A 4,197-nucleotide genomic window follows, 5' to 3' on the forward strand; every position below is an offset into this window, starting at 1 on the left:
CATCTCAAAGGCAAATTTAACATCACTGCGGTGTTGGATAATCAAAACCCCCTATCCCGTCATTCAACTTTTAGCTTCTCGGAAAGGTTCAAATCAGCCAATATCTGCTTGAGCTCGGCCTGGAAATTAGGAGCATATTGCTAAGGCCCCTTCTTCTAACTGAAAGATATCAGTATAACCTGTATTTTTTTCAATAATATATCTATTTCATTTATTGCGCCTCATCTAATCATTCATTCTCGAAACCGTGCGTTGTAAATTTGAGGGTACGGCTGTTTTCGGTGATAGTGCGCACAACATCTTCGGGAACACCGTCTTCAACTTCTGCTTCGATTTCCAGGGTTACTTTTACTTTAGCACCAACAAGTCCATCCAGGTGGGCGATAACCTCTTCGGCTATCTGGCCGGCATCGCGACCAACGCGGGTTGAGTCGAGCTCAACACTACCGTAAAAGCGTTTCGGCCTGGGCGGGGCAGGCGGTGCGCCTCCACCTTCTACATCACCAGTTTCTTCGCCAGGCAAGACAGTGACTCCGTTTTGCTCGTCTGATCCGTTTTCGTCTTTAGCACCATCGCCCGGTGGCACCGGCGGTGTCCCTTCAGCTTCAAGCTGTCTTTGTGCAACCTCGGGTTTAACCAGAAGGCCCTGGGTCAAGCTGTCGTAGATAATATTCACCTGTTCTCCACCACGCAGACCGCGATAACGGCCGGCGGTTTCGTCATAACTTTCAGCATAAGCAAACGAATCTTGCCTCCATGTAGGTGAAGAGAGACCGCTGCGGATTGCATCCAGTAAAACTGCGGGCTCTTTAAGCCTTGGCAGGTAAAGGTAGCGCGAATAATCTTCGATAAGCTGTTTTATAGCCACATAGTCTCCACGCCATAGGGGTATCTGATCCAGATCCATCCGCAGGCGAGTAGCCGCAAAAACGGTAATCAAAAGCTCATCACTGCGCAGCTTTCTGCAGGCACGTTCTGCAATGGGCTGCTGGCCGGTAAGCCTGAAGCTTTCCCATTTCACCTCCGACTGTGGATTCAACTGGACAGGAACCAGCAACCACTGGTAGGCTTCAGGCATCCTGGCCTCGACGAAGCTGTCTGCAGAGGCTTTATGTGCTTCCGCCTGCTTTACCTGGGAAGATGAAAGATCCAGTTCTTCATGTTCATTAAGGATGGATTCCCAGGCCAAGTAATATCGCACCGCTTCATCAAGTTCTTGCAAGCGGGTCTTGTCTGCCGCGAAAAAAACAAGGGCGTTCCGGTAAATGCGGGGCAAACTGCCGCGTGTTTCAAGGATCTCCTTAGCATATGCTATGGCCGCGCTTTCTTTCTCCTTGCTGTGGGGATAATCGATACCAAGAACTACCAGCCCGGCATCCTGCTCGTCGGGAACATCCTGCCCCGAACTTGGCAAGGGGTGGATGCGGTTAAAATCACCGGTCTTGCGTAAATCGGCCCTCAAGCGTTTATTAATCTCTTCTTCTACTTTATCCGGCTCACGTCTGAGCAGTTCAGCCCGATCCTCGGCCAGCTTGGTAACCGTGGGTTGGGTGGAGTACCAATAGCGAGTGCCGTCCACATACAAATAGGTTGCCTCTGCCGCCAGTCTTCTTAACGCGTCTCCAAAGAGAGCGGGCGTCTCGCCAGGCATGACACAACCCAGCCTTACCCGGCGATCCTCCAGGCCGCGGTTGGCAGCCGTTGTGATTGGCGCCGAACCTAGGTAGACCGTCCGGGCCACTCTCCGGCAAGCGGAATATCTTCCGAGATTTGGAATTTGCGCGTCAATCTGCAACGGCAGCGAGTTGGGACCGTCAACATCCTTGGCAATTACCGGGACCCAGTTGTCGGAAAGATAACGCGTTAGTTCAGTTTCCACACGGGGATCATCAATGGGGATATTACACGGCAAAATAAGCGGATTTCGATCTTCTTTTTCCCAAAGGCTGTGAATCACCGCAGCCATCAGGCGCAATACGCCGCGGGTACGTTGAAATTTCACCAGTGTCGACCAGTCGGTATAAAGGCGATCGAAAATCTCCGGGTGAATCGGGTAGGCCGCTTTTAACCGCTTCTCGTAATCTGCCTCCTGGCACTCAGGCGGGAACTCCTGGTGCTGCGTCCGGTAAAGATCGGCGAACGCCCGGGCAACCGTGTCCCGGGCCACGAACTGTTCGTTTTCGACCAGAGGTTCGAAAAGGCGGCGGCGAACGATCTCAAAGCTCTCCTCTGCACTGGCCGGCCGCCAGGACGAATCGACACGCCCGATGACATTCTGCAGCCGGTCAAGGGCTTCGCGGCCGCGCTGCCCTCCCACTTCAGCATCATCGGTTTGGGTGTGAGGCGAAGCGGGCCACTCCGAGGCGGGTAAACTGACCACCAGGAGGCAGTTCTGGGCCAGCTTGGCCGATTCGGTGAGGACCTGGGCAAAAGAAAACTGGGTTTCAAAACTTCCTGCGGGCAAGATACTCCTGTCGTGCAGCTGCCTGGCGTAGGCAACCCATTCGTCGATCAGAATTAAGCAGGGGCCGTACTCATTGAAAAGCACCCGTAACAGGTCGCCGGGGCTGGTAGCTTTTTCGTCGTCGGCCCGCACCCGTTCATAAGCTTCCCGGCCGCCCAGCTGCCAGGCAAGCTCCCCCCAGAGCGTATGGACAACTACGCCATCCGGTTTAACGGAGGGGTTTGCAGGAGATATTTTATTGCCGACCAAGACCACGCGGCGGACGGTTGGAATTTGGGTTATACCCGCCTCTTCGATGATGCTGTCAATGCCGGCCAAATCGGCGGGCGGCGTCCCGGAAAAAAGATGATACAAGGCTAACATGGAGTGGGTTTTACCCCCGCCAAAATTGGTCTGCAGCTGGACCACCGGGTCACCGCCCAGGCCGGAGAGACGCAGTAGAGCACCTACCAGTAATCTCTTCAAGTTGTCGGTCAGAAAGGTTCGCCGGAAAAACTCAACAGGTTCACGGTATTCAGCACTTCCTTCTCCCTGGTACACCTGCCAGAGGTCGGCTGCAAATTCTGCCTGCTGGTAGTGACCGCCAGCTACATCTCTGTGGGGAGTAATCACCTCCCGCCAGGGCTTGAGGTTGCCTGCCACCGGGCTGGCGATAGCCGTGCCGGCTTTTTTACGCCTCTCATTACGGACCTGTTCATCAAAACGAACACGTAAAAGCTCCATCTTCATTTTTTCTATTGCCGCCGCCTCCTCTGCGGAGATGGCAGTAAGCAACCGGGCAGCAGAATCGAGGGCACGGTATGCATCGTCGCTGGAAAAAGCCTCCTGGTGAGCCCATCTGTTACGCACCTCCCGCAGCTCACTGACCAAGCTGCGCTCGGTATGTCCCAGGGTTTTACCGAATACCGGATTCCATTGCTCCCACATGATCCTCAAGACAGCGGCCACGTCGAGATGAGGTTGCTCTTGACCCTCGGGCCAGGTCAGTTCATGTTTCCACCCCTCCACGACCTTGGTAACCCAGTACTTGCCGTGATGGGCTTCCAGCTCCCGCTCGACAAAAGGACGGAGCCCGTCTTTCAAAAGATTCATCGCTTTTGCGACCCGTTCATAATTTGTAATGGCCATGGTTATTACTCCTCACCAAATAGTCTCTGTACTATTTCTTGGGGCCCCCTGTTCTCCCTGGCAAGACGCTCAATTTCAGGCCAGCTCTGCACCAGGCTGTTATAAGCCAGCGCCTCCCGGGCCCACTTTTTCCGCTCGCAGATGGTATAGAGGCGGTAAGCCAGTTCCCGGGCCGAATCGGCCTGGCCACCCAGCACGGCCAAAAGATCGGCGGCAGCCTCTTCACCCTGTTCCAGCGCCCGGATAAGATGGTGCACCGTCTCCCAAACGGTCAGCCGTGAATCGCGGGACGGGTTCCATTCTGCGGGCAGCTCTTGCGGGCAGAAAAGGCGCACCCGCCCCTCCCTTGAAAGCAAAATGCCGGCTTCGCCCAGGCCCGAAACGCTGGTGTTCTTGGCCTTGGAGAGGGTTTCGGCAAGGCCATATTCACCTTCGCCGAAGCCGAACTGTTCAAACCAAGCTACCGCCCAGCGGGTATCGGCATCGAAATCTCCTTCCTGCTCGGCCAGCACTTCGTCAAGTGTCTCGTTGATCAGGGCGAGGGCCTCCCGCACGCTCAGGGGGTTGCCCCGGGCATCGATTACCTGTGCGTAGCGGGTATATAT

1 protein-coding gene and 1 pseudogene are annotated in these 4,197 nt (G+C 55.0%); both read right to left on the reverse strand.

The window, feature by feature from the left end:
* Window positions 1-229: 229 nt before the first annotated feature.
* Window positions 230-3,592, reverse strand: a complete 3,363-nt coding sequence (locus ACE4YL_RS15085; protein ID WP_461369779.1) for a Swt1 family HEPN domain-containing protein — start codon at window positions 3,590-3,592, stop codon at window positions 230-232.
* Between the two features lie 5 nt (window positions 3,593-3,597).
* Window positions 3,598-4,197 (reverse strand): annotated as a pseudogene (locus ACE4YL_RS15090) (hypothetical protein); the annotation flags it as partial.

Source organism: Candidatus Darwinibacter acetoxidans (assembly GCF_041936445.1).
Taxonomy (GTDB): domain Bacteria; phylum Bacillota; class Limnochordia; order Darwinibacteriales; family Darwinibacteriaceae; genus DTU010.

Bases quoted from the DNA above. Each gene is read 5' to 3' on its own strand.
- ACE4YL_RS15085 (WP_461369779.1), bottom strand. From the start codon at position 3,592: ATGGCCATTACAAATTATGAACGGGTCGCAAAAGCGATGAATCTTTTG.